Annotated in this window: 18 protein-coding genes; 9 read left to right on the top strand and 9 right to left on the bottom strand. The window is 46.6% G+C overall.

Annotation, left to right across the window (positions count from 1 at the left end):
- Positions 1–138 precede the first annotated feature (138 nt).
- Complete coding sequence (locus tag KOE27_RS27085) at positions 139–1005, bottom strand: tetratricopeptide repeat protein (RefSeq protein WP_215241990.1); 867 nt, start codon at positions 1003–1005, stop codon at positions 139–141.
- A 220-nt stretch (positions 1006–1225) separates the two neighbouring features.
- Between KOE27_RS27085 and KOE27_RS27080 the strand changes: the two genes are divergently transcribed.
- Positions 1226–2509: a putative sensor domain DACNV-containing protein gene (locus KOE27_RS27080; RefSeq protein WP_229253009.1), complete on the top strand. Its 1284-nt coding sequence runs from the start codon at positions 1226–1228 to the stop codon at positions 2507–2509.
- 5 nt (positions 2510–2514) lie between these two features.
- Here the strand turns inward: KOE27_RS27080 and dinB are convergent, their stop codons facing one another.
- Positions 2515–3639, bottom strand: coding sequence for a DNA polymerase IV (gene dinB, locus KOE27_RS27075; protein ID WP_215241989.1), 1125 nt, complete (start codon positions 3637–3639; stop codon positions 2515–2517).
- A gap of 161 nt (positions 3640–3800) precedes the next feature.
- On the opposite strand from dinB, the gene KOE27_RS27070 reads away from it, so the two are divergent.
- Positions 3801–5948, top strand: a complete 2148-nt coding sequence (locus KOE27_RS27070; protein WP_229253008.1) for a M43 family zinc metalloprotease — start codon at positions 3801–3803, stop codon at positions 5946–5948.
- A 48-nt stretch (positions 5949–5996) separates the two neighbouring features.
- On the opposite strand, the gene KOE27_RS27065 is transcribed toward KOE27_RS27070, so the two are convergent.
- Positions 5997–6389 carry a hypothetical protein gene (locus tag KOE27_RS27065; protein WP_215241988.1) on the bottom strand — a complete coding sequence of 131 codons (393 nt, stop codon included), beginning with the start codon at positions 6387–6389 and terminating at the stop codon, positions 5997–5999.
- Between the two features lie 463 nt (positions 6390–6852).
- On the opposite strand from KOE27_RS27065, the gene KOE27_RS27060 reads away from it, so the two are divergent.
- From KOE27_RS27060 to KOE27_RS27050, 3 genes are all read left to right on the top strand, one after another.
- Entirely contained in the window at positions 6853–10314 is a 3462-nt protein-coding gene (locus KOE27_RS27060; RefSeq protein ID WP_229253007.1) for a SusC/RagA family TonB-linked outer membrane protein, read from the top strand.
- Positions 10315–10321: 7 nt separating this feature from the next.
- Positions 10322–11908: a RagB/SusD family nutrient uptake outer membrane protein gene (locus KOE27_RS27055; protein WP_215241986.1), complete on the top strand. Its 1587-nt coding sequence runs from the start codon at positions 10322–10324 to the stop codon at positions 11906–11908.
- Between the two features lie 168 nt (positions 11909–12076).
- Positions 12077–12874, top strand: a complete 798-nt coding sequence (locus KOE27_RS27050) for a hypothetical protein (RefSeq protein ID WP_215241985.1) — start codon at positions 12077–12079, stop codon at positions 12872–12874.
- A gap of 128 nt (positions 12875–13002) precedes the next feature.
- Here the strand turns inward: KOE27_RS27050 and KOE27_RS27045 are convergent, their stop codons facing one another.
- The 4 genes from KOE27_RS27045 to KOE27_RS27030 all read right to left on the bottom strand — a co-directional run bounded on the left by KOE27_RS27045 (position 13003) and on the right by KOE27_RS27030 (position 19767).
- Positions 13003–15588, bottom strand: a complete 2586-nt coding sequence (locus KOE27_RS27045) for a T9SS type A sorting domain-containing protein (RefSeq protein WP_215241984.1) — start codon at positions 15586–15588, stop codon at positions 13003–13005.
- A gap of 123 nt (positions 15589–15711) precedes the next feature.
- Complete coding sequence (locus tag KOE27_RS27040) at positions 15712–17400, bottom strand: tetratricopeptide repeat protein (RefSeq protein ID WP_215241983.1); 1689 nt, start codon at positions 17398–17400, stop codon at positions 15712–15714.
- Positions 17401–17879: 479 nt separating this feature from the next.
- Positions 17880–18743: a hypothetical protein gene (locus tag KOE27_RS27035; RefSeq protein WP_215241982.1), complete on the bottom strand. Its 864-nt coding sequence runs from the start codon at positions 18741–18743 to the stop codon at positions 17880–17882.
- Positions 18744–18885: 142 nt separating this feature from the next.
- A complete protein-coding gene (locus KOE27_RS27030) occupies positions 18886–19767 on the bottom strand; it encodes a sugar phosphate isomerase/epimerase family protein (RefSeq protein WP_215241981.1) in 882 nt (293 codons plus the stop codon).
- Between the two features lie 421 nt (positions 19768–20188).
- Here KOE27_RS27030 and KOE27_RS27025 point away from each other — a divergent pair, with 421 nt between their 5' ends.
- On the top strand, positions 20189–22105 hold the full coding sequence (locus KOE27_RS27025) for a CocE/NonD family hydrolase (RefSeq protein ID WP_215241980.1): 1917 nt from the start codon (positions 20189–20191) through the stop codon (positions 22103–22105).
- 32 nt (positions 22106–22137) lie between these two features.
- Positions 22138–22440 carry a hypothetical protein gene (locus KOE27_RS27020; protein ID WP_215241979.1) on the top strand — a complete coding sequence of 101 codons (303 nt, stop codon included), beginning with the start codon at positions 22138–22140 and terminating at the stop codon, positions 22438–22440.
- A 68-nt stretch (positions 22441–22508) separates the two neighbouring features.
- Here KOE27_RS27020 and KOE27_RS27015 read toward each other — a convergent pair whose 3' ends face one another.
- On the bottom strand, positions 22509–23495 hold the full coding sequence (locus KOE27_RS27015) for a helix-turn-helix transcriptional regulator (RefSeq protein WP_215241978.1): 987 nt from the start codon (positions 23493–23495) through the stop codon (positions 22509–22511).
- Positions 23496–23614: 119 nt separating this feature from the next.
- Between KOE27_RS27015 and KOE27_RS27010 the strand changes: the two genes are divergently transcribed.
- Both KOE27_RS27010 and KOE27_RS27005 read left to right on the top strand, forming a co-directional pair.
- Positions 23615–24352 (top strand): siderophore-interacting protein, encoded by a 738-nt coding sequence (locus KOE27_RS27010; RefSeq protein WP_215241977.1) that lies wholly within the window; start codon positions 23615–23617, stop codon positions 24350–24352.
- Positions 24352–25074 (top strand): class I SAM-dependent methyltransferase, encoded by a 723-nt coding sequence (locus tag KOE27_RS27005; RefSeq protein ID WP_215241976.1) that lies wholly within the window; start codon positions 24352–24354, stop codon positions 25072–25074. Before KOE27_RS27010 ends, KOE27_RS27005 begins: the two co-directional genes overlap by 1 nt.
- Before the next feature lie 114 nt (positions 25075–25188).
- On the opposite strand, the gene KOE27_RS27000 is transcribed toward KOE27_RS27005, so the two are convergent.
- Positions 25189–25470 (bottom strand): hypothetical protein, encoded by a 282-nt coding sequence (locus KOE27_RS27000; RefSeq protein ID WP_215241975.1) that lies wholly within the window; start codon positions 25468–25470, stop codon positions 25189–25191.
- Between the last annotated feature and the right edge of the window lie 97 nt (positions 25471–25567).

Here is a 25567-nt window from a genome sequence, read left to right as displayed (position 1 = left end):
ACGGGAAGAAAGCTGATAGCTAGGTTTTAACAGGTCAGAAGAAAATTTGTTTTTTTCCTGGATTGTGGAAAAAGGTCACAATATGTGAGTACATCGTTTCAGTTCACCGGCCCAGGGTAGCGAGAGATTTTTTGGATGTCAGGATGAAAAGGCTCTTTTGAAAAATGCGCCAAGAAAACTCGCCGCAAAAGTCAGTCCGATGGAGCCATACAGCGCAAAGTTTTCCAGTTCCTGCCGGGCCGGATTTGGAGGTAGCTGGGTGAATAGGAAATAACCTGCTAACAGAAAGATACCCTGCAAAATGGCAAGTATCCAGCCCCTTTGCGGTTCCACAAATCCGATTGCTACCGAAAGTGCTACTGCGGCCAGGTAGGGCAAATGAATACCGGAAGCGCTTTTGACAGCTAGCAGTAAAATGGCGGTGGTGATCATTACAAGGAATGAATTGAGCAAGAGTTTTTTATCAAAACCAGGGGTTTGGGTTGTGCCTCTGGAAGCCATTTCAAGAGCGAGTTTCTGACTGATTCCTGCTTCTGTCCGGAAGTCGTTTTCAGCTTCTTCTGTCAGGTTCATCTGCTGATAGGCCAGTCCTCGGATGTGGTAGATTTCGGGTATTTGTCCACGAGATACCTCAATCGCCTTGTTAAAATGATATATTGCTTCTGGCAGAAGGTTTCTCTCCTGATACAGCTTTCCTGCTTCCAGATAAAGATCAGCCACCTGGTAATCGTAACTGATTCCGGTTGCAAAGTCACGGGCGGCGAGCTCGTTGTTGCCCATTTTTTTGTAACACAATCCCCGATACAGATAAGAGATTGCCGAGCCAGGCCTCAGCTTAAGGTGTTCATTAAAAAAATCGAAAGCCTTTTCTGTCTCGCCCTGGTTATACAAGCCGATGCCATCTTTTAGCTTGGCTGCTTCTTTTTCAGTGGGAGTACCCAGATCGGCATAATTTCTGAGGTAAAATATATATCCGAATAAGATGATCAATACCAAAAACTCCATACTTGTGTGGCTCAACCAGCTTTTTAAATTTTTTCATGAACGTATCCCGTTACAAATTTTATCATTATTCCTTTAAGTCTGAAACGGTGGGGTGGTCAATTATCCGGTTGCAGGATTTTTTTATTAAACGGAGAGGTTTTGTAAAAAAGACCAGCGACCTAGAGATGAAATTAATTAATATTTCTATTTTGATAAATAGAAGGAGTTAATATTTAACTTTTTGTTTGCGAACCTTGTTCAAGATTTTAAAACCAGATGCGGCAAAGGTTTTGAGGGAGAGGGTTTCCCGGAAATTGTAACAGAACATTTTATATCTCCGAAAATGACGAGTGATTTTAATGCAGATATCCAGATTGGGGATTTTGTACCTTTTTCAACCTATCAGGCGGCGCGTTCGGTGGCACGTACTGTGGAGGAACATTTTGCACATCACCACAATCTGGCCGATATTTCTCCAGGCCCGGACCTTGCACCTCGTCCGGATGCCCGTGCCGTTGAATTGCTCATCGATACTACCTTCTGGGCCAGCCTGAGGCGGGAGGAAGGGCACTCCCCTAAAATTTCCATCGCTTTTCTGGCACCAGAGCATGCTGGAGACCCCCTGGTATTTCAGCATAAACTTGCTTTCAATGCAAATGTACTAACCAAACTTGCCCCGGCGGTGGAACGGGCCGGTATTCACCTGGGGGTTTGGTATGATGCGAATGAGCTCTATATCTGGGGTACCACCAGGGCTATACCAGCGTTGTGTTTTGTTGTTGAAGTGGTGGAGCCCGGCATGCTGGTTATCAAACACAGGCGGCGCGGTGGTTACGGAAAGTTTGTCAATGTTGCTGTTTTAAAGGGTGATCAGGTTAAAATTATTGATGATATTGCCAGTAAACAACCCGATTGCCCTTCGTTGGTAAACTCAATGATTGGGTTTGGGGCTCCTTCTCTTTGGAATGATAAGTTGAATATTCAGGTAATGCTGTCTGCGTCCATGCGTGCGCATGGACGGGGAGGTATATTACTTGTGGTTCCTGCCGGAAGTGAGCAATGGAGAGAGTCTATTGTACATCCCATTTCCTACGGGGTTGATCCGTCGTTCACGGAACTGGCGCAGCTGAGCAGGGCAAAAATTGATAAATCAGGCTTTAACGAGTGGCAGAGTAAACTCACACTGGCCATTAACAGCCTTGCCGGGCTGACTGCCGTAGACGGCGCCACGATCATCAACGAACAATATGAATTGATGGCCTTTGGTGCCAAAATAGCACGTGCACAGGGGAAGCCTCCCGTAGAGGAAATTCTGGTTACTGAGCCAATAGTGGGTAATAAGGGGATAGTGGTACCTCCTGTTCAAAATGGGGGTACGCGCCATTTGTCTGCTGCCCAATTCGTTTACGACCAGCGTGATGCCATTGCACTGGTGGCTTCGCAGGATGGCCGGTTCACTATTTTTTCCTGGTCTAAGTGTGACCAGATCGTACAGGCCCATCGGGTGGATGCCCTGCTGTTATAGTTTTTTCAGAACAGTTCGAGCTGATCCGGATCATTGTGCCTTTTACTGGCACGGGGTTCCGGTTCTCCAAAATTGGAAAGAGATATGCCAAGGAGCCTGACGGGCTTGTCGGCCATTTCTATTTTTTCTAACAGCGTTTTTGCGGTTTCAAGAATTGTATCCAGCTCTCTTACGGGGCTGGCAAAAGAATGATTGCGGGTGATTTGTGTAAAATCGCCGAATTTGACTTTCAGGGTAATGGTTCTTCCAGCCAGTTTACTTTTCGTGAGGCGGTTGTATACCTTTTCGCCGATCCTGTCCAGCTCCCGGTTCATTTCATCCAGCGTCATCAGGTCCTGCGGGAAGGTATCTTCCGCGCCCAGAGACTTGGTTTCACGGTGCGTTTGCACGGGTCTTTCATCAATTCCTCGTACGATCCGGTAAAAAAAGCGCCCTATCTTCCCGAAGTGTTTGGTGAGGGTATCTTCACTTAAGGCTTTTAGGTCGGCTCCGGTGTGGAGGCCCATGCTTTTCATCCGTTCTGCCGTGACTTTTCCCACACCAAAAAACTCTTCGACAGGGAGGTTCTCTATAAAAGACTGGATCTTTGATGGACCAATGAAGGTAAGGCCGTTGGGCTTGTTGAGGTCCGATGCAATTTTTGCGACGAATTTATTCGTCGAAACTCCCGCGGAGGCAGTAAGCCCTAGTTCCTCAAAGATAGCGGCCTTGATCTCCCTGGCTATTTCGATGGCAGACCCGATATTCTTTTTGTCTACTGAAACATCCAGAAAGGCTTCGTCCAGCGACAGAGGTTCGATGATATCCGTGTATCTTTCAAAAATTTCCCTTATATGCCTGGAAGTTGCTTTGTAAGCATCAAACCGCGGAAATACAAATATGATATGAGGGCATAACTGCAGCGCTTTTCTGGACGACATGGCGGAACGTACCCCGAACTTCCTGGCTTCGTAACTGGCCGTTGCCACCACGCCGCGCCCGTCAGGTGAGCCGCCTACTGCAATGGGTTTTCCTTTATATTCCGGATGATCCCGCTGCTCCACAGAGGCATAAAACGCGTCCATGTCAATGTGGATGATCTTCCGGCCCGGCGGGGAGGGCACTTTGTTCTTTTCAGTGTTTCCCTGCATAGTAGCGGATACAACGTAAGGAAGCGTTTTGATACTTATTAAATAAAAATTAAATCGTAAAAATACCGCATCATAATTGAATGTTTTAACGTATTTGATAATTAAACGCCAAAAGAAGAAATCGCACAGCCGCCGACATTACAAATTACCACTTTCTGGAAATGAAAAGATATACCCATGTGAAATTAATACGCAAACTATTACCTGTTTTCTTCCTTTTAATTTGGTCAAACGTATTAAAAGCACAGGAGAAGTGCGGCAGCATGCTGCTTCTTGAGAACCGATTCAAAACGCAGCCCAGCTTAAAGATCCTTTACGACCAGGAGGAATTTCGGTTTCAGCAGCAGGTGAGCCAGCGGATCAAATCGGGAGCAAGCTTCCGGACCACCAGTCTGGTTACTATTCCGGTGGTATTCCATATCGTCGTCAGCCGCCAGTCCAATGTAACCGACGCACAGGTTATGGCACAGCTGGATACCATCAACAAGGATTATGCAGGCATTAACGGCGGGGCTTCCAGGATACCTTCTTATTTTAAAGATCTTTTCGGACAATCAGGTATTCAGTTCTGTCTGGCACAGCGCACCCCTGACAACCAGCCCTCCACTGGGATCGTGAGATATACTACCAGCTCCGGATCTTTCAATTACTTGACTGAAAATGTAAAACATGCTGCCACTGGCGGTGCTGATGCCTGGGATACCAGCAAGTACCTGAATATCTGGATATGCTCGCTGAGTGGCGGAATTCTGGGTTATTCATCTTTTCCCGGGCAAGGGGCTGATAATGAAAAAGGGGTAGTTGTAGACTACAACAGCCTGCCCGGTGCCAACAATCAGGTTTATAACCAGGGGAAAACCCTGACGCATGAGATCGGGCATTTTTTCAGCCTTCGTCACATCTGGGGTGATGATGAGGGTGCCTGTACAGGCTCAGACAATATTGACGATACCCCGAACCAGAGTAACAGTACCGCCACTTGTGCAACCGGCGTGGTAACAGACCGATGTACACCCGCTTCACCTGGGATTATGTACCAGAATTTTATGGACTATTCCCCGGATAATTGTCTGCTCATGTTTACAAAAATGCAGGTGGCCAGGATGGAAGCAGCCTATAATTCCTATTATTCACTGATGGCCAGTTCGAACGGCTGCCTGCCTGTGGACCTGAAGAATAACGATTCTAACCTGAAATCCGTCACTTCTCCTGAGCAGCGCCTTTGCCAGGATACTTTTGTACCCACGCTGATCCTGAGAAATAATGGCCTACAGGCCCTGCGTTCGGTCAATATTTATGCCAAAATGGATAACGGTACAACGTTGAGTTACAGCTGGACAGGTAACCTGGCGACCTTTGCAGAAACTACCGTAAACCTTTCGCAGTTTGAAGTTGGGGAAGGAGACCACATTCTGACCGTTTATACCGCCAGCCCCAATGGTGTGCAGGACGAGGATACCTCTAACGATGAAAAAAGTGTGAGTTTTATTTACTATGCGCCATTCCCGCCGCCGGTTGTCGAAAGTTTTGAGAATACCTTCCCGCCAGCGGGGTGGGATATTGTCAATCCCGATGGACTAACGAGCTGGGAAAAAACGACGGTGGCTGCAAAAACGGGATCGGCCTCGGCACGTATTCATAACTATGAATATTCTTCCATAGGCCAGAAAGATTACCTGCGAAGTCCAAACGTGAACATTGCCGGTGTTGACTCGGCGTTTGTTTCCTTTCAACTGGCAGCAGCAACTTACACCAGTACCAACAGCCAGAGTACCCAGTGGGATACCCTCCAGGTATTGATCAGTACAGACTGTGGGAAAACCTATACCAGCATTTATAAAAAATGGGGGGCAAACCTGATCACACGCTCCGCAGCAACACGTATCGCCTTTACGCCTGCTCAGAATGAATGGAGGAAAGAGGAGATCAATATTGGCAGTTACATCAATTCCGGTAATATCCTGATCGCCTTCATGAATACAACGGCGAACGAAAATGATATTTATCTGGACGATATCAACATTAGGACGGTGACGGTAAATCCCAATCTGAAAGAAGCGGGGTTTCTGGTTACTCCGAATCCTACGGAAGGAGATGTTTCCGTACAGTTTTATCCGCATCCCGAAGACCTGCAGGCCATCTATATCTATAATGTTTCAGGACAGAAAGTAGCGGAACGTGTGATTTCGGGAGCTGTTAGTACCAATATCTACGATTTTGACATGCGTTACGCTTCTGCCGGTTTGTACATCGTGAAAGCAGTGTTTGCAGAGAAAGTACTAACGAAGAAATTTGTGAAGACAAGATAGGGGAGAAGCAGGACCGGTGCACTTTTGCGGTGCACCGGTTTTATAAGATTAATGAATTCTCCGCACAATTACCTTGCTATTGGTCTGTGCAACAGCGTATTCCTTCGCATTTTCGTCAGCGGGGGCTATAAAAATCTGTTTCTTTTTTTTGCCATCCGTATGTACCCAGTTGGCAGAATAAATTTCAGGAAGCGGCCCGGCGTAGATCGGGTGGTTATCAGAATGCAGAAAGACCTCTTCTACTTCATAGGCTAATTCCAGGTTACTGCCCTCAATGACATCACAAATAATTTTGAGGGTTCCAAAATTGTCGTCGAGTCCCTTGATTCTTGCTTTTCCGTAAAACGGGTCTTCCTCAAATTCCCAATGGATATAGTATTCAATGATGTTGCCAATCTGGGAATCTATATAATCAACGGTAAGTAATTGCTCCTTTCTCATGGTGTTTATGTTTTCTACTACTCCTTTGTTGTGGTTTGTCACTAAAATTCCCGGAGATTTAGGCGTTTTGACAAATGTAGCTGCAAAGCTGATTTTTCCAAAAATAATGCATCCAGTATTTGAAATATTCTTAAAATTAAAGTATAGCAAGGAAATACCCTATCCGCGCTCCGTTTGCAAAGCGGAGTAAAACATGTTTTTGGGAGTTTTTTTGTCTGTAAATTGTTGATATACAGAATATTGATTTCAGTCGCTTACGGTAACCGAAACGGGTTTAGATTGCCTTCGCCCTTAACTTTTCTGTTTTCTTTCAAAATCTTTCCAAATTAAAGTGCCGCATTTCGTTACAGGAAAGGTTGTGCTTTATTCTATACCATCGGGTATATAGGGTATGGTTTTTGTTTGCTGGGGCTAGGCGTAAATGTTACGCGGAGTTACTCAACATCACTTAGCCATTACCGATATGAAAGAAATACAACCACCTGACGGGTGTCCCGGGAAAAGGATATCTCTCAAAAAGCTCGGGCCAATAGGTATGGTCTGGGGTTTTCTGGTCATGCACACAGTCGCATATTCGCAGCAGCCTGCCGTTAAACCAGACTCGCTTTCAAATACAAAAACTGCTGCTGATACCTTGCCCAATAAAAATCCGGCCGGGCTTAGAGGACAGGATTTTGATCCTCTTATCAAATCTGCAACAGTCATAGATACACTTAAAAAGACTGTTAGTCTGTCCGATAGTACTACCTCCAGCCTTGCCGCCGACAGTACGTCCAGCTCCCCGAAAGGCGCTGCGGTTACGGCCGGGAACGGACAGGATTCGACTTCTTCAGGAGTAAACAATGATACCATTCAGGATCCCGGGCCTGGCGCGAGGACGGTCAGGGGGATGATCACGGACGAAAAAGGTACAGGGCTGCCGGGAGTTGGGATTGTGGTGAAAAATACTAAAATACAGACCGTCAGTAATACCGATGGAACATTTGAAATGAGGGTTCCTGCGCAGGGTGGAGTTCTTGTGTTTAGTTATGTGGGATTCATACCACAGGAAAAAGTAATTCGGCGGCAGTCTACCCTAAACCTGCAGATGTTCCCTGAAACAAAAGCACTAAAAGAAGTGGTGGTGGTAGGTTATGGAGCGCAAAGCAAGCGCGACCTGGCGAGTTCCACCTCACGCGTTTCATCATCGGAATATAAATCAGCGGTTGTGAACACCCTCGATCAGGCCTTGCAGGGACGTACCACGGGGGTTCAGATCACCGAAACTTCCGGAGAGCCGGGGGCATCATCCGTAGTCCGCATCCGGGGAAACAATTCGTTGAGCGGTAACAATGAACCCTTATACGTCATTGACGGATTTCCTATGCCGCCTTACCGCGAAGCCGGTGTCAACTTTGCAGGAGCCTATTCTCAAAATGGGCTTTATGGTATCAACCCCAATGATATTGAAAGTATTGAAATTTTAAAGGACGCCTCCGCAACCGCTATCTATGGGTCTCGTGGAGCTAACGGTGTGGTGCTGATCACCACCAGGTCTGGCAAGAGAGGGGAGGGGCGCGTCGAGCTTGTCAATAAAACTTCCTTCGGGTCAGTAGCCAACCCCATCCGCATGATGAATGCCAGACAGTATGCACAGATCATCAATGAAAGTTACCGTATGACGGATCGAATGCCCCCGTTTGAAAACCCTGACGATGTTAGCACCAATACGGATTGGGTCGCGGCGGTTACGCAGCCCAGCTTCCGTCAGGATGTGACATTAAGCCTTTCAGGCGGAAGTCCCAAATCGTCTTACTACCTGTCGGGAAATTATCTCAGAGAACGTGGCACGATCATCAATTCCAACAATAACCGGGCCAGTATCCGGGCAAATATGAACAGTGACATAAACGATTGGTACAGCCTGAAGGCGCAGCTTGCGTTTACCAGGCAGAAAACCAACCGTGCTGTAACTGCCTCCCGTGCATGGCCCAATTCAGGCGGCCTGATGGACGGCCTCAGAGCTGCCCCTACGCTTGAGATTGATTATCTTGGTAACAACAGTTTGGGAATACCGGGGTATCAGGGTTATTATTTTTCCAATCCCTATCATGAACTGATGGCGAAAACGGACATTACCAAAAATGATTATTCCATCATTAACGTCGAGAACTGGTTCAAAATAGTGAAGGGTCTGCAACTGGTGGTAAGCCTGGGAACCAACCAGAACCTGACTCGCCGGCAAGTATTTTTGCCACCCAGTACGGCGGAGGGGAATGCGGTGAACGGACGTGGAAGCAACAATACTTCCAATACCTACAGCTACAACGTGAATGCCTATTTCCTTTATGAACAGACCCTGAAGAAAAATCATTATCTCAACACTACTTTAGGTGTGGAATATAACGACCAGACCGTTGAATTCGTCAACACGTTATCGTCTGGTTTTGAGATACCTTACTTCGGAGTGGACAACATTGGTACTGCGCAAAGCCAGGCCATTGGCTCGTATAAGGAGCAGCGGAGACTGCAGTCTGCATTTTTCAGGGCAAATTACTCCTTCAAAGGAAGGTATGTACTGAACACTTCTCTGCGGCTCGATGGTGCCTCGCCTTTTGCAGCCAACCGGAAGTACGGCCTGTTTCCGGCAGTAGCATTGGCCTGGAATCTGGACGCAGAGGAATTTATGAAAGGTGTTAAATTTGTTTCCAATGCAAAGATAAGAGCATCCTATGGTGAAACAGGAAGCCAGGCAATCGGGCCCTATTCTTCCCTTTCGCAGTATGGGAGCAGTTTTTATGAGGTCGGGGAGGGAGGTACCCTGGTTACGGGTGTTTTTCCCAATACCATGGCAAACCCCAATCTGTCGTGGGAAAGAACAAGACAGTTTAATGCAGGGCTGGACTTCAATACTGCCAGGGACAGGCTCGTGCTTAGTTTTGACTATTATAATAAAGTAACCAGTGATCTTCTTCAGCAACGGCGCGTACCTTCGCAATCGGGGGTGAATACCATCATAGATAATTACGGAACCATGCGGAATACCGGGGTGGAGCTGAGCCTTCAGGCCAACATTGTACAGGCCAGGCATGTTACCTATTCCACCAGGATCAATATTTCGAGAAATCTCAATACGCTGGTAGACCTCGGTGAAAGAACGCAGTCAGACTATGTGAATATCAATGGGAATCTCCTGGGAGGGGTGTCGGGTATCCTCACACCCGGGGAAGAAGTAGGCAGGTTTTTTGGCTATCGCGTTCAGAGGCTCACACAGAAAACCGACTTTGATTCAGACGGTAACCCTACTTTTACCACTTTTGAAGGACCAAGGCCGCCGGGCACCAAGGGAACACCGGTTTATGGTGCCTGGATTTATGAAAATACCGATGGAAATGACATCATCAATGCTGATGACCGCGTTGTTTTGGGTAAATCAACGCCCGATTTCATTTTTGGCTGGTCGCATGATCTGGTATGGAAGGGTTTTTCAGTAAATGCCTTATTTACAGGATCCTATGGTAATGATGTGCTGAATCTTACGAATTTTTATATCAACAATGGGGTAGTGGATTATGGGGGCGTTGGTTTCAACCAGTCGCTGGAATGGTACAATAAACGATGGACCGAAGCCAACCAGCACAATGACCCTAAGTATCCGGGCATTCAGCGCGGAATAGCCTCCGGAGATATTAATTCAACCATGATAGAGGACGGTAGTTTTGCCCGATTGAAAATGCTGACCCTTTCCTATACTTTCCCCAAACTCGGACCCGTCAAAAACCCGCGTTTGTTTGTTACCGGCACCAATCTTTTTACAATTACAAAGTACACAGGTTTTGATCCTGAGGTGAGTTCTTACGCGCAATCCCTTCTTCAGCAGGGAATTGATTATGGAGCATATCCCTCCCAGAAATCTTATACAATCGGTCTTTCCCTGAACTTCTGATAAAGCTATGAAATACTTAACGTTAACATCTATGTGCATTGCCTTTGCGGGACTTATGGTTTCCTGTAAGGATAATCTTGACGAAAAACCATTTTCCGCACTCAGCAAGGAAGAAGTCTTTAAAGATGAGGCGGGTTTGAAACAAGCCACCTATGGTGTTTATCAGAGCTGGACTGCGCCGGATTATACCGATGTTCTGAACCGGTTTATCTTGACGGAGTCGGGGCACAGGTATGCTACTGCAGGCATTTTGGGTTCAGGTTCCGATCCCTATTATCGCTTTGCGCATGTTGCATCTTCAGGTGCTTTTGAGTCCGTCTGGGCAAGATTTTATAAAATTATTTTCCGGGCCAATACCGTCATCGCCAACGCTGATTTAGCCGTGAAAGAAAATGTGGAGGCCGATTCATACATTGCGGAAGCCAGGTTTCTGAGGGCCTATGCCTATTTTAATCTGGTGCGGTACTTTGGCGGTGTTCCGCTTCTTTTAACTGAAATAACAGGTTTGGACGACGAGGCGTCTCTCTATGCGCCCCGGTCGGCTGCGGAAGAAGTGTATCAGACAATTGTTGGAGACCTTACTTTTGCAGAGGAGCATCTGCCGGACATACGGACTGGCGCGGAACGCGGAAGAGTTACCGCCGGGACGGCCAAAGCCATGTTGGGGAAAGTGTATCTGCACATGGCCGGGAAACCGTTGAACAAGACGGAGAACTTTCAGAAGGCAGCGGACAAGCTGGCGGAGGTAACCGGTGAAACCAATGAGGCGAAATATGGTTTTGGCTTGCTGACCGATTTTTCAGAGGTATTTTCTCTGGACAATGAACGGAATGAAGAAATCGTTTTGTCGTTTGGCTATTTCGTGAATTCCAGTAATCCCAATGGGAACGTACTCCCGTTTCACTTATTTCCAGCTGGCCTTGTGAATGGGGATGAACAGACCAACTATGGATTAACTTATGATTTTTACAAACTGTTTGAAGCATCAGATAGTCGACGTGATTTTACTTTGGTAGATAAATACGTGTTCAAAGGCGGGGCAAGAGCCGGAGCAGAGCCCGGCGATAGTATTACGTACAATGTGACGAAAGGAAATTACGTGATCAAAAGAACCGGAGCGTCCCTTGCGCATGATGATTTTAAGTATGGAATGGCATTTGGAAAACTTGCACGTGTGGCCCGGCCTGCGGGGGCTGCTATTCAGGGATACAGTTCGGATCTGATCGAGTTGCGTTTCTCTGATGTTTTACTCTGTTATGCCGAAGCACTGAATGAAGTCGGTAAGTCGGCGGAAGCGCTGGCGTTACTGAACAGGGTCCGCGCGCGCGCAGGGGCAACGCTGTCCAAAGCCTCCGGCGTGTCTGCTCTCCGGAGGGCGATCCGCCTGGAAAGGAGGCTTGAACTCACCGGAGAATTTACCACGGTTTTTGATATCAGGCGATGGGGTACCCTTCAGGAAGAAATTGCTGCCATGAGTACGGCCCAAATCGTGGATAATGTGCTGACTCCTTACAGCCCCCGCCTTGAATTATTTCCGATTCCGCAGTCTCAAATCGATGCAAATCCAAAACTGAAACAAAATGACGGCTGGTAGTCCGTTTGGTTTAAAATAAGTATTTGTTGTTCCGCAAGTATCTTTATGGTATACTGATGCAGTTTGTTTTGAGAAATCGTAAGATTTGATTCAGAAATCCGATTATTGAGAATTACTTTCTGGCAAAAACAGATCAACTATTTAATGGACTCTACCGGGCAATCTCTTATGGGACAGAAAATTTCTTTCTTATTTTATTCTTTGTGGTTTATAGGGCTACTTTCCGCCGCATGTACGGTGTCTTACGGACAAACGGCGACTACGGCAGCCAGCAATTATTTTAGACTGTTACCGGGTTCGGAGCACTCTGTGTTCCGAAGGGCGGTAGTATCTTCTGATATAGATTCCACCTGGGGCCGCTGGAAGGAGCGTGGGTACCAGTTTGGTTTTGATCCCAGGCTCACACCCATGTATACAACCGTCGATGGCATTCTGAGTACGCCATATATGGTTCAGGTGAGGGGAAATGAATATGAACGAAATAAAAAGCGCTGGGGGTACCATGTGTTTGAAGGGTACGCCCGAGACGACAAGTCGCGCATTACCATGCTGGTCAACAAACATGTTGAAGAAGGCAAGCCTGTTGCAGAAACCTATTATTACGGCACGGAATACAATCATTCCGAAAAGGCATATAATTGGTTTAAGATTGGGTCGGACGTCAACCAGCACTCCTTTATGTTCAGCCGCGACAAGGCTGTTTTTTACGGTTCGCTCAGGCTGACCAATGCCTTTACCCTGGGAAATATCGGTCGGAGCGATCTCGTTGAAAAACAACCTGAAAAGGATGCCGAACAGAATTATGAGGAAGATGCCAAAATGGTAAATTTCAAAGAACTGAAAGGAAGTGGCAACGGCACTATGTTCTATGATAAGGACCGGAATATTGTGGTGATCAAAGTAGATGGAAAATGGATGAAAATACGGGTTGAACCCTTGCCGGATGATGTACAGTATCCATTCTGATGTACTTTCGGAATGGATACTGTACACAAGCGAACATTTTTAAATTCCTGACAAAGATTGTCCTTGAGTTTTATAATCTTTATTTCAGTCTGTATTGTTTGTGAATTGGGGTGAAACATTTGTCAGAACTATTCCGCTACCAGCTTCATCACCCGGCCATCTTCCGTCTGGATCAGGTATAAGCCAGGCGCCAGTCCGGTCAGGTCGATACTGACTTTTTTATCTTTCACTTCTGCTTCCCCCACCAACAGACCATTCGTGTTGGTTATTTTTAATTTCTTCGTCGTGTAATCTGATTGCAGCTCGACCGTAACTTCACCGCGTGCCGGGTTAGGATATACGCTGATCGGAGCACCTTCCCGCCCGGTAAGGCTGATGATTTTGCTGTAACTGAATGAGCCATCCAGGTCTTTTTGCAGAATGCGATAATACACCTGTCCATAAGGTATTTGCTGATCAGTGAGCGTGTAAGATTGCCGACCGGTCCCCACGGCGGTTACTTCATCAACCTTTGTGAAAAGCCTGGCATCGTAGCTTCTTTCCACTGTATAACTCGCCACACCCACCTCATCTGCTTCCCAACGCAATACGGAGCGTCCCTGGTCGTCGGGGCGCCCTGTAAATGATATCCAGCGCACGGGCAAGGGGCTGCTGGTTGTTTTCAAGAAGAAACCGCTGAAACCTGCGGTAATGAATTGCACTTCCCAGATCTGCGAAACCGGGTTCCAGAATACTTCCGCAGGGGTAATAGTTTGCACCGTTCCCGGGTAGGAGTTGGGAGTGCCCGAATCGTCGCTGCTTTGCCCTCCTCTTTTTTCGATCAGTACATTAGCTTTATTGTTGCCCGTGTCTGTGGGGTCATGGGGTAGTTCTACATCATTGTCGGCGTTGAAAGCATCGAAATCCGCCTGAGTGAAGTAAAGCGTGACACTACCGGTTACACCATTGGGATTGGTGACCGGCGTTATCTCAAAATGCCGCCTTACGTACTTGCTGTTGGGCGTGACATCTACCCAAACTTTCCCGTGAACATCGCCGGAAACATTCAACGTCCCACCCCAGGATTGCACGGTGGCCACTACGCGACAATCCGAGTTAATGGTTCGGATAGCAGTGCTGACATTTGGAATGGCGGCATCGGCTTCGATGGCATCCCCGGCAAGCAAGTCGTTCGCCGTTAGGGCAGTTCCCGAAAACTCAAAGGCGCCGATATCGGTATTGCTGGAACCAAACTTTCGTGCATTACCATCCAGATCGCTGCTGAAGGTGGCCGAATAAGTGTCGACACCTGCATCGATGGCCGGGCTGCAGGCGCGGAGGCGATAATCGCCATTCGCCGCATCGACAAACATGGGGTCCGTGTACCGGCTGTTCGCACCGTCGCCTGTTATACCAAACCGGCCTTGCATCAGGGAGTTAAAGACTTTTATGTCGTAGCCCTGGTAATAGGCACCCAGGCTATTGTTGTGGACAATACAGTTGATAAATTGCGCATTATATGTGTCAGCGTATATTCCATATTTACCATTGTCCACAATGGTCGTGTTGATGATCCTCATATCCGTTTGGTAGGGGGTACCTTCGATTATAGCCCAGTTTTTCATGGTAATTCCGCCAGCGGGGTTGTTAAAAAAAAGGCTGTTCGCTACTCTGTTCGGTCCATAACCGGCAAGGTAGAGCGTTCCTAGCTCTCCTTCGTTTCCATAAAAGGTGCATTGAGAAGCGGTAAGCACACCGTGCGAAGAAACTGTCCCAAAGCTATCGGACCTGTTCTCGGCAACAGTAGCCCGAGTGAGCGAAACCCGATTCCTCAACTCTTCATCGAAATGTGTCAACGCGCCACCCCAGCCTCCTATATTCCGATAGAAAGAGACATCGGTAAAGGACATAACGTTACACTCAGTCAAAAAAACGGCCCCTCCAATCACGGCAAAGTTTGAATAAAAACTCACATTTTTAACAGAGAGATTGGCGGCATTGCAGGCTAACAATCCACCTCCTCCTTCCGATCCGGAATATATCCACGTACCATCCACATAGCGGTCACGTTGGATAGTTCTTGATGCCCCGCCCCGGACCGTGAAGCCGTCGACAACCAGTTGCGAAGATCCTGTCGCCATCAGAATAGAGGATGTATTGTCTACGTTATTCAGGAGCTGGTGATACGGAGCCGTGCCCGAGATTGCATCGTCATTATTGTTGTCACCGCTTAGTACGGTTCCCTTTATTTCGCCGCCGAGCTCGTTTTTTGTCAGATTAGGCAAAATACGGGCGTGGGTCAGATCAGTGATTCCGTTGTCGGGGTCAAAGCCACCATATAAACTTACCCCTGGAACCAAAAGAAAGGTACGTTCCCGATGATCCCTGCTCATAGCGACCAAACCAGCCGAATCTGCGAAAGCGCGTCCATCGTCGGGGGTATAAAGCGGTTTGTAAGTTCCTTTGGAGACCCAAATCTGTTTGACCGTCGCGTCGGACTTGGCCAGTTTGAGTGCATCGGCCAGTTCGCCCAAAGCGTTTCCCCAGGAATCGCCGGTGCCTGAACTTCCTTTTTTGACGTAAAGCACACCGTTGGCGTCAGGGCCGGATAATATTGTATGGGGAACGAGATCAACCTGCTGTTTACTCGTTTCAGGATGAGCCTTTGTTTCAGAAAATGAGGGTACTGCCCACACAACAAGGAGGAGGGACAAAAAAGTTAACGATTTTTGCATAAGGTTCGGACTGTGGTTCGCAAGTTTTGTTGAGCAGACAAAAGTCCATAAGAACCTGTCTGAAACAACGGAATCACACCTTACAAAAACCTTACAATTCATTTGGCGCCGATCGGAATGCGCTCAGATCCGGTTAATTTCCACTTCCATGACCTGATTGTCGGCAAAGCCCAGCTTCTTTCGGATACGGTGACGCATTACCTGGATCGTATTGGGGGAAACTCCCAGCATCGCAGCGATTTCCTTTGCCGAAATCGCGATCCTGGAAAGAGCGAAGTAACGGAGCTCGCTGGTCGTGAGGTCGGGATAGGTCTGCCGGGCGCGCTGGATAAAACCGGGATAGGCCTGATCGAACAACCGTTGAAATGCGATCCAGTCGTCCTCGGTAAGAATGGTGCTCTCTCGAAGTTCTCTGAAAATTCCAGTTTTTTCGGCTTCCGGATTACGGCTTTCCAGTTGTTCTATCAGGTTGTTCTTTTCCCGAATACTCTCGGTGAAGCGATCCAGGTCAAGCGCCGCAATTTTCAACTCCTGCGTCGCGGCCTGGAGTTTGAGGTCATTGGTCAGCTGTCTTTTTTTCTGGATAAAATAGGTCAGGACAATTACAATGCAGAGAATCAGCACCAGCAGTACGAGCAGATTTCGTTCGGCTATTTTCTGCTGCCGTTCAAGCGTGTAGCCGGCTACTTGCAGTTCCTGGTTTTGCCGGTCCACGCGCTGCTGCGCTCTCAGTACTTTAAGCGCGCTGAACCTTGCATTGAACCGGTTCAGCGCCGTCATCGACGAGTCCATGTACTGTCTCGACCGCTCCGTATCGCCAGTCGCCACATACCATTTGCTCATAACCGGGTACAAAAGACGAAGCCGCTCCGGTTGTTCAGCTTTCGCAATATTCTCCTTTGCATACCTGATGAAGGCTGCCGACTGTTTCAGTTCTCCCTTATCTCGAAAAATATCGGCCAGCAAAATAGAAGCACCCGCAGCACAGCCATAATCGTTCACGGCAACCGATCCGTAAAAATCCTTTTCTAACAGAGGAATCGCCCGATCGTAATCCTGACGCAGGTACATATTCGTACCCAGGTTCCCCGTGGCAATCCTTTTCCAAACCGCGGCCTCCGGGAAGGTCGTTTTGAGTACTTCTTTAAAGTAGTAGTCTGAACTATCAAGGCTATTGAGCTGCTGGTAGCACAAGCCCAGGGTGTTTCGTGCGTCATTGATCACCATGGTCGTAAACGGCGTTTCCGGCAAAACGACCGCTCTTTTGAAGTATTCTCCGGCAAGCTTGTAGTCCTGAAAAAAATAGTAGGCTTTGCCGATCTGCATCAGGTCCCGGGCCATCTCCGGGTATTCTTCCGGTTTGATAGCCACCAGTTCTTTATCCAGAAGCAAATATTGTTCAAAGGCCAGCTCGTAATTTCCTTCAAGATTCCAGTAAAACTCCGCCAATGCTCTGAGCGATCGCGCTTTCAAAAAGTCAATATCTTCCTCCATTGCTGATTCCAGTTGCCTTTTCAGCTTTCTGAGCGACACGTCCCTGGGTTGATGCTGCTGAAAAGTGCTAAAAAAAATCAGAAAAAAATCTACATTCAGTTCCAGCGCCCTGTCCTTGTTCCTACGTGCAAAACGTTTGATCTCTTCTGTCTTTTTTACCTGCTGCACCGAATCTCCGATATTGGAAAGATCCCTGTACATGGCATGGATGCCGGTTACCTTTTGCGCATACGTCTTATGAAGCAAATGCTCATATTGCGCAAATACAGGCTTCGGAAAGAGAAGTAGAAGTAACAGGCAGGGTTTGAGAAAATGCATACGTCATCATTCAAAACTACAAGCATAGTGAGCTTGCTTTTTTTTATTCGGTTGACAAATATAGGTATCCAGGACTATGAAATGTAATTTTAGCGACCGTTATAATTTCGAACCAACTATTTGGGATACTCCTACAATTATTCAATTTTTACTTCTTTCCGAACTGATATAAGCCTTTTCTATCGGTTTGTATTTCTTTGCCGTTATTGTCCTACTTATCGTTCCAGGACCTTCTAATTGGTTCAGTTTCATGCTGCTCGACCAAGATCCATTGGCATTGCCCCGCTGCATATGCGCTTTTCTATATACTTTTTTTTCTTATTGGGTTGTACAATGGACGAGCGGCCGCAAGCGCGCGTTATTAAACTGCTATGGTTGCGAGCCGCTTTAAATCCATTAGGAATAGGCTCGAAATTTGTACAGGCAGGGCGGGGTGCTATCGGAAAAAAATGCAACCCGCCAATGAAGTTTCGCCTGGTTTATTTGGATACCGTTAACGTTGTGAACTTAATTCCGCTGGTATGGGGCCAGTTGATGGCGAAAGAAGTACCATTACTCGTTATGGTTCCTTTATAGATCATGCCGTTCATACTGATTTCCAGTGTACTTGTTCCGTTTTTGATCCTGTTAAAAATGGAATAACTTTTTGGATTGTAATTTCCCGGCGTGCACTGGAAATATTCATACACACCGGGGTAATCGAGCTTTAAATCATCACCTGATTTCGAGGCGTAGGCTAACAGATAGGAAAAAGAACATTTATAACTTTTTAAAGTCACAGCTCTGATCCCCAGCGAAGGTGCGGGCAGGGAGTCGATGAGATAAGGGGTCAATAATAACTCGTCTCCCACCAGCTCCGTAATGTGCTGAACACTATCCGGATGGATCGGTTTATCTGGTTTGACTTTTACCGTGTCGGTTTTTAAGGTATCTCTGGGAGGAAGGGCGACAATGGTATCTTTGTCTGGTACAACCAGTTGTGCAGTATCAGCCTTTGTGGTATCGGAAGGCACGTAAACAGTACTGTCAACCCGCACCAATGCTTCTTCGGTTACGACCCTGTTTGTGGCGGTTATCTTGTAGATGCCTGATTTTTGGAAAGTGATCAAAGCCTTGTTGGCACTGGCCTTCAAGTCTGTGTGCCCGGAAGGGGTTACCTGCCAGTCGATTTTTCTTCCGGAGGAGTCCGATTTGAAGGTGAATGTTACGGGTTCACCCCGTTTGATGGATACCGTTTTGGATGCATCCAGCACCGGGCCGGCGGTAGGCAGTTCGTTTTGGGTACAAGACACCGTAATGGCGGCCAGCAACAGTAATAAAAGGTTACTGAGTTTCGGTTTCATAACAGATTTTTGGTAAATGATTTGAAGAAAATCAAATAACCGGCCGGATTATTCTCAACGACATAAACAACACAGCCGCACTCAAAGGTTGGGTACGGCTGTGTTGTTTATGAAAAAAAATTGAATCCCGCAGAACTCCCTGTTACTTTCCTTTCAGCATTTTTTCGAAAATCTCGCGCTGTGCTATTAATGCTTTCACTCTGTCCGCCGGGTTGGTACGGCATTCCAGCAGTATCCAGCCCTTATATTTTTCTTTCTTGAAGAGATCGATCAACTGCTGGTAGGGATAAGAAGTATCATCCAGTTCCCGAACGTGGACCGTATCACCAAAACGGTCTTTCACCAGATTGAAATTGTATTCCAGGCCCTGTCCATTAAGATCTTCGGGGTTGCAGTTCCAGCACACGGTTGCATTTTTGTTATCAGCTGCATCCATGATCTTTTTAATATTTGGTAGTTCCTGGGTTTCTTTGCCATGAACCTCCAGCCGTATCTGCTGGCCAAACTCTCTGGCATAGGCCCCCAGTTCGCTCAAAGCTTTTCCGATCTGTTCCAGGGTTTTCTCAGTAGGTACCTCTTTGTGCAAGGCATTGGGTTTTACTTTCACCCCTGAACCACCCACATCCGCACTCAGTTTTATAAATTCTTTGGTGCGGTTGATGGACTTTTTCAGACTTTCCTGGTCCACATAATCATATTGCTCGTTGGTACCCAGGCCCACTATTTTTATGGGACTATCGGCAAATTGCTTACGGACTTCAATCCGCTGGCTTGGGCTCAGGTCGGGCATCACTTTATGCGCATGTTCCACCCGTAGCTCCACTCCGTAGATTCCCGCTGTTTTGCAATTGGTGATCAGCGTAGGAACGTCCCAGTCTTTTCCCCACTGGTAGGTACATAATCCCAGCTTCATCCCGGTTTTGGCTGGCGCCAAACTTTCCGCAAATGCCTCTGACGTTAAAGCGGTAGCTCCGGCCAGGGCACCTAAACTATATAAAAACTCACTTCTTGTAATTTTTGTCATAACAGGGATTGTTCTTGTTTTATCAGATAAAGTCCCCCGTATTTAAAGAATTACTGTATTTCTGTTCAATTTTTGAAAAGTAAAATGTTTGAGCATTCAGGTGCAGACACATCTTAGGAAACTCTGATTCCCCTGAAAGGTATCCGACGGCGGTATACCACAGAACAAGTCCGTAAAGTTTTATCTTTTCTTGTGATATTTAACGGTGTTAGGAAATAAAGAGCCGTTTTTCGCTCACCTGAATTTTTGTTTAATCATTTGTATTCCAGAATTATACTCATATACTTTTGGCGTTGAGATTTCTGCGGATCGGGTTTTACGAAATTTGTTGTTAAATTGTATCCGTTGTTATACTGAGCCGCTCCCTGCCAGTACCGGGAGTTTTTGTGTTCCTGTTTTTACTCTTTTAACCCATCACCTGATGAAGTTTAAACGGATACTTATCCTTTTTTTTGTCCTTATTTCAGGAATCATACAGAGTTTGCCCGTACAAGCCCAGGCGCCTGCTGTTAACCAGGATTCTCTTTTTATTCGTGAACATTATACCAAAATAGAGAAAATGGTCCCCATGCGGGACGGTGTTAAATTGTTTACATCGATCTATTTGCCCAAAGATATTTCGAAATCCAAAACATACCCGATCCTGCTTAACCGTACGCCGTACAGCTGCGCTCCTTATGGAGAAGATAAGTATAAATTGCTGATCGGACCGTCAATGCTTTTTGCCCGGGATGGTTATATTATTGTATATCAGGATGTAAGGGGCAAGTATCTGTCGGAAGGTGACTTTGAGGCTAACCGTCCCTTTATTCCTAAGAAAAAGGGTAAAGCAGATACGGACGAGAGCTCGGATACCTATGATACAATAGAATGGCTTTTGAAAAACCTTGCCGGAAACAACGGCAAGGTGGGTTCCTGGGGAATTTCCGCTCCCGGGTTTTATGCCACCATGGCGGCAGTGGAAGCACATCCTGCGCTGAAAGTAGTATCTCCCCAGGCGCCGGTGACCGACTGGTTCATGGGGGACGACCGGCATCACAATGGTGCGTTTTTTCTGATGGGTTCTTTTTCTTTTATTTCCTCCTATGGTGGCCCCAGACCAGCTCCAACCACCGTCGGATACAGGGGATTTACCGATTACGGAACACCTGATTCATACGCATTTTATATGAAACTCGGACCTTTGAAAAACGCCAATGAAAAGTTTTTCAAAGGTGAAAACAGGATTTGGAACCAGTTAATGGAGCACGAAACTTATGACGACTTCTGGAAGGAACGCACGCCAGTACCTCACTTGAAAAACATAAAACCTGCTACGCTGGTAGTAGGAGGATGGTTTGATCAGGAAGATTTGTACGGGCCGCTGAAGACCTATGAGGGCATTGAAGCCAATCGGCCGGAGGCGGCCAACATGCTGGTAATGGGGCCATGGATTCATGGCAGCTGGTCAAGAGGGCTGGGGGAGTCATTGGGAAATATCCGGTTTGGTGCGAAAACCAGCCTTTTCTATCAGAAAGAAATTGAATTTCCTTTATTTGGCTTTTATCTTAAAAATCTCCCCAATCCAGGTTTGCCCAAGGCATATATTTTTGAAACGGGTGCCAACGAATGGAGAAAGTACGATCAGTGGCCGCCCAAAACTTCGGTTGAAAAAAAGCTTTACCTGCACCCGGGCGGAAGGTTGTCGTTCACTGCGCCGATGTCCGTTATGCAGGAAGGAGGTATGCCTTCGTTTGATGCATACGTGAGTGACCCGGCCAAACCCGTGCCTTATACTTCGGAGATCAGGATTCTCAGAGGGAGTGATTATATGTATGAAGATCAGCGATTTGCCGCCAGCAGGCCCGATGTTCTCGTATATGAGTCTGACCCGCTGACCGAGGATATTACAATTTCCGGAAATGTATTTGCTGATCTTTTTGTATCCACCACCGGTACCGATGCCGATTTTGTTGTCAAACTTATTGATGTGTATCCGGATAACGCACCAAACGACAGCCCTGTTAATCCTAATATGAAAATGGGCGGTTTTCAGCTGCTGGTTAGGGGAGAGGTAATGCGGGCGAAGTTCAGGAATAACTTTTCAAAACCAGAGCCAATGGTGCCTGGTAATATCGAACACGTTAAGTTTGACATGCAGGACGCGGCTCACAGGTTCAAAAAGGGTCATAAAATAATGGTACAGATACAAAGTAGCTGGTTTCCTTTGGTAGACAGAAATCCTCAGAAATTTGTGAATATCTATAACGCTGCCGAAACAGACTTTCAAAAAGCCACGCACAAAGTATACCATTCCGGGCAAAACTCGTCCTATATTGGTGTGCGGGTAGTGGAATGATTTAGTAATAACTTACATTTAAAATAAATTCTATGGAACATCAGTCTCATTATGATACCGTTTCGAATGCTATTAATGCATTACGTCAGCAGGGTTATGTAGATGATTTTAAACTGGATGGTGATTTTCTGAGAAATGCCAGTAGCGAGGTTCACTGTAACGATTTTACAATCGTGGACGTATATCGGTACGAAGGAAACAGTGATCCGTCGGATGAAGCCGCCGTATATGCTATTGAGTCTAATGCAGGGCACAAAGGTATTCTGGTAACGGGCTACGGTATTTCAGCAGACAGCCTTTCCGCAAAGATGCTTGAAAAGCTAAGTATCAGGTAACCATTTTACCTACCACCCACTGCCTACCGCTTACTGCCCACTGATTATCACCCTCCTCCCACCGATCATCACGTGCGGAACCCGCCGGGAGTGATACCGAACCGTTTGCGAAAAGCGGTGGTGAAATGCTGCACGTATTCATAACCGCAGTATGCCGAAACTTCCACGATAGGAGTATTGCAGTCGAGCAGCATTTTTTTTGCTTTCTGCATCCTGATCTCGTGCAGATATCCGAAAACAGTATGTCCAAAAAGTTGTTTAAAACCCTTTTTTAACTTAAAATCGTTGAGTCCTGATAGACGGGAAAGCTCGGCTAGAGAATGGGGATTGCTGACATTCTGCTCCACCAGAAATTTGGCATGATGCAGCTTTTCAATATCATAAGGTTTAATTCCTACCGATGTAGTCTCCTTTGCGGACTCAAACTGTTCCATCTGCAGCATGAGTAATTCCAGTACCCTTGCTTCGAGAAAGAGCCTTTTCATTACCCCCTGTTTGTTGCAAAGCAGCACCTGCTGAAGGATTTCCATCATTGGCCCGGTGATATTCATATTCGTTTTGCTGATAAACGACATTTTTTTCTGTTGTATGGTGTCAGCAAACCAGCTGAGAACGTCACTGCCTGAGCTGGCTAAACGCTGAAAGTACCTTTCGCTGAAGTGCACTTCAAAAGCATCATTGTGCTCCGTTTGTTCAGGAGCTTCAAAATAACCATCAAACTCAGGCAGATAGTAGAGATTATGCTGCCGTGATTTGAAGTTAAACTTGTTCCTGCCGCCGAAAACTGTGGCCTTCGCATCACCCGCAAGATTAAAGTGCATTTCAATGACCGGTTGGTCACTTTCTGCTTTCAGCAAAAGCCCCTGTTCCAGTTTAACCCTGCCATGCATAATATGTATACCTTCAAACCAGATCTCGTCCAGAAATGCCTCCCCGAACCGGTGATTTATCACAGTATTTTTTTCTTCAATTCCCGAGCCACAGCTAAAATCATCGGGTAGTACTCTTTCGTAGATCAACTCCTTTAAATCAGAATCGGTGAGGCGCATTTTCATGGTAATCCGTTTGGCGTTAAAGATAATCCTTTTCGGGTACTCCGTATCATTTAGCGGAACCTATCTTCGCCTCATAATACATACTTATTTAGAAACATTACACATAAAAGCTAATTCACATGCCAAGAGTTCCTAAATGGCTGGGCAATACCGTGGAAAAAGTATTTGCCGGCCAGTTTCGTCAGGTCATTGTTACGGAAACAGCATATTTGGACAGGGATTTAAAAAGAATCCGTTTTGAAGGCGATTTAAAATCAACCAGATTTGTGCCTGGAAATGTCATTGAATTCCGCGTAAGCGATACCGAGTACCGGCACTATACGCCTTCCTATTACGATAGCGAAAATGGTATCTGCGATGTCATATTTTACCTTCATGATAAAGGGCCCGGCAGTAAGTGGGCAGATCTGCTGGAAACGGGAACACAGGTGAAAATTATGGGGCCGGGGGGAAGGCTGAGATACAACGAAAGGAGCAAACACCATTTTTTGTTTGGCGATGAAACCTCGCTGGGGCTTTTTCAATGCTTAAAGGAGGTGGTACAGGAAAACGACCAGGAGTATTTTTGTGTGGCAGAACTTGAAAAGAATAACCGTAGCTGGGCTAGCCTCGCCGGTTTGTCGGCAGAAGTTGTCAGTAAGTCGGATGAGCATCCGGCACGGGAGGCAATTGCTATTCTGACGGAAATAAAGCAGTATAAGTCCGAATGCTGGGATGCCTGGCGAAAGGCTACCTTTTACCTGACAGGACGAGCCAAATCGATACAGGCGTTTCGGAATGCATTGGTTACCAGCGGTGTTTCCCGTAGTCAGATACTGACCCAGCCTTATTGGGCAGAAGGTAAATACGGACTTTAATGATTAATATACTTTCGGTTGTAACACCCCTTGCCGGAAAACATGAATATAGAATGATGCAAAAAGAATGGACTGAAAGCGACTTAAAAGAAGTTGCACGGCAGCTGAGCAACCCCGAGGGAGATGCCGGTGTGAAAACCGGTGCTTTGATGCAGGTAAATAATGCCAACATGATTCAGAGCACCATTATGTGCCTGAATATGGATGACGGGGATACGGTCCTTGAGATAGGGCCGGGGAATGCTGCCCATCTGAAATTTCTGTTGTCTCAGGCAGACGGGCTCATCTATACCGGTGCAGATATTTCCGCCACCATGGTTCAGGAGGCGCAATGGCTTAATCAGGATCATATACTGGCCGGTGAGGCATCTTTCCGTCTGACAGACGGCGTCACCCTTCCTTTTCCTGATCATAGTTTTGACAAAGTTTTTACTGTGAATACGCTGTATTTTTGGGCGGAACCTCTGATATATGCAAAAGAAATTTACAGGATTCTGAAATCCGGCGGATTGTTCGGGCTCACTTTTGCTGATCAGGATTTTATGAAGGACTTGCCGTTCACTAAGTACGGATTTCAGTTGTACAGCCAGGAAATGGCCGTTGGTCTGTTGGAGAAGGCAGGTTTTGAGATTGAAAGTATCATACAGCAAAACGAAAACATTACGGGCAATCAGGGGATGAAGGTATCGCGCGACTTCATGATCGTGCTTGCCGGGAAATGATTATTGGGGATATGATTTTCGGGCCTGCTCCCGTCGCAACTTGTAAAAAGGACCTTCTCCGCGGAAAAGGCCCTTTTGCGGGGTGAAAATAATATTGTGTAGCCTGTCGAAGGTTTAATTCGGACAAGGCTCGGCCAGAAATTCGTCCAGGGCATCTTTGGTAGCGCCTGTATAATAAGTAGGACAGCTTTTAAACAAGTCTTTCACCGCATTTTTATAGGCTTCACAGTTGGCTTTGGTAGGGTTGGTGCCATAATTTGTTGCAGCTGTACTTGCTTTTTCTGCACTGTTGGAACAGTTCTGGGGATTTAGAACACTGTCTTTTTTACAGTTTGTCAAAAAGAAAAGTCCTAGCATGGCAACGAGGGGTACGGTTGATTTGAGTAGTTTTTTCATAGTTTTTTTGAACAAAATTAAAACCACGAAAAAACTGCTACAACCGTAAAACTACGTATTTGAGTTAACGGTTATGCCCGGAATCCCTACCTTTGCA

Source organism: Dyadobacter sp. CECT 9275, from assembly GCF_907164905.1.
Taxonomy (GTDB): Bacteria; Bacteroidota; Bacteroidia; order Cytophagales; family Spirosomataceae; genus Dyadobacter; species Dyadobacter helix.
The sequence above is the reverse complement of the archived record's forward strand: the minus strand, read 5'-3'. Positions and strand labels throughout refer to the sequence as shown.

Coding starts and splice junctions, on each gene's coding strand:
- KOE27_RS27050 (WP_215241985.1), top strand. CDS start 12,077: ATGGGACAGAAAATTTCTTTCTTATTTTATTCTTTGTGGTTTATAGGG.
- KOE27_RS27020 (WP_215241979.1), top strand. CDS start 22,138: ATGGAACATCAGTCTCATTATGATACCGTTTCGAATGCTATTAATGCA.
- KOE27_RS27055 (WP_215241986.1), top strand. CDS start 10,322: ATGAAATACTTAACGTTAACATCTATGTGCATTGCCTTTGCGGGACTT.
- KOE27_RS27000 (WP_215241975.1), bottom strand. CDS start 25,470: ATGAAAAAACTACTCAAATCAACCGTACCCCTCGTTGCCATGCTAGGA.
- KOE27_RS27060 (WP_229253007.1), top strand. CDS start 6,853: ATGAAAGAAATACAACCACCTGACGGGTGTCCCGGGAAAAGGATATCT.
- KOE27_RS27035 (WP_215241982.1), bottom strand. CDS start 18,743: ATGAAACCGAAACTCAGTAACCTTTTATTACTGTTGCTGGCCGCCATT.
- KOE27_RS27085 (WP_215241990.1), bottom strand. CDS start 1,005: ATGGAGTTTTTGGTATTGATCATCTTATTCGGATATATATTTTACCTC.
- KOE27_RS27065 (WP_215241988.1), bottom strand. CDS start 6,389: ATGAGAAAGGAGCAATTACTTACCGTTGATTATATAGATTCCCAGATT.
- KOE27_RS27070 (WP_229253008.1), top strand. CDS start 3,801: ATGAAAAGATATACCCATGTGAAATTAATACGCAAACTATTACCTGTT.
- KOE27_RS27010 (WP_215241977.1), top strand. CDS start 23,615: ATGCCAAGAGTTCCTAAATGGCTGGGCAATACCGTGGAAAAAGTATTT.
- KOE27_RS27030 (WP_215241981.1), bottom strand. CDS start 19,767: ATGACAAAAATTACAAGAAGTGAGTTTTTATATAGTTTAGGTGCCCTG.
- KOE27_RS27005 (WP_215241976.1), top strand. CDS start 24,352: ATGATTAATATACTTTCGGTTGTAACACCCCTTGCCGGAAAACATGAA.
- KOE27_RS27025 (WP_215241980.1), top strand. CDS start 20,189: ATGAAGTTTAAACGGATACTTATCCTTTTTTTTGTCCTTATTTCAGGA.
- KOE27_RS27040 (WP_215241983.1), bottom strand. CDS start 17,400: ATGCATTTTCTCAAACCCTGCCTGTTACTTCTACTTCTCTTTCCGAAG.
- dinB (WP_215241989.1), bottom strand. CDS start 3,639: ATGCAGGGAAACACTGAAAAGAACAAAGTGCCCTCCCCGCCGGGCCGG.
- KOE27_RS27015 (WP_215241978.1), bottom strand. CDS start 23,495: ATGAAAATGCGCCTCACCGATTCTGATTTAAAGGAGTTGATCTACGAA.
- KOE27_RS27045 (WP_215241984.1), bottom strand. CDS start 15,588: ATGCAAAAATCGTTAACTTTTTTGTCCCTCCTCCTTGTTGTGTGGGCA.